The organism is Vibrio sp. 2134-1 (genome assembly GCF_033339495.1).
Window position 1 is genome coordinate 1 of record NZ_JAWOUS010000466.1, and the last position, 680, is coordinate 680.

Here is a 680-nt window from a genome sequence, read left to right on the forward strand (position 1 = left end):
TTCGTCAGAGTCGTACTTTTCAAGCGCCAGCTTCTCAGCTTCTTCCGGATCTCGGCCCAGCGAGTAGGCGTAAATCACAGAGGTGAAGCCAAGTCCTGAGCCGAATGCGTAGACTTGTTTCTCGAAATGGACGTCAGCGAAATAGATGCTGAATCCGGATTTGAGGTTATGTTTTTCCATGATGCACTCCAAATAGTTTGGGGGCGCACCACGTCCCGAACCGGGCGGATGCACCCGGTTTAGGGTTAGTAGATTGCTCAAGCTGTTACGCCAGCCTGAGCCTTTATTGCTTCAAGCACGATCTCTGCTTCCTTGATAGAACCAGTGCTGTACAGCTTATGCAGCACCCGGCCAAGGTTCACAGAGATCTTTTCTTTCACTTGGAGATACTTGACATAGAAGTCATACAGTTTCTCCGCCTGCTCAAGGTGGGACATGCTCTCAACGGGAATGGTATTCCCTGGATTGCAGTACCACTTTCCGAGCACCTTTTGTACAAATCCCTCTTTGTCTCCTACGAACTGATTTGTGCCAAACACCCCACTGGTTGGTGAGCGTTGAATAACAGAAATCGGATTCGCAAAGCTGGCAAGAGTAGTCATAGTTGTGGCTCCATGTTTGTCAGGGAACCACCAGCCCGAGGGGCAGTGATCCCCCAAGGGTTATGTAGAATGCTGTTT

Annotated in this window: 1 protein-coding gene and 1 pseudogene; both read right to left on the reverse strand. The window is 49.9% G+C overall.

Annotated features, from left to right (window positions below):
• A pseudogene (locus R7R78_RS26650) lies at positions 1–180 on the reverse strand (hypothetical protein); the annotation flags it as partial.
• A gap of 77 nt (positions 181–257) precedes the next feature.
• Positions 258–602 carry a hypothetical protein gene (locus tag R7R78_RS26655; RefSeq protein WP_000209093.1) on the reverse strand — a complete coding sequence of 115 codons (345 nt, stop codon included), beginning with the start codon at positions 600–602 and terminating at the stop codon, positions 258–260.
• Positions 603–680 lie beyond the last annotated feature (78 nt).

Coding starts and splice junctions, on each gene's coding strand:
- R7R78_RS26655 (WP_000209093.1), bottom strand. CDS start 602: ATGACTACTCTTGCCAGCTTTGCGAATCCGATTTCTGTTATTCAACGC.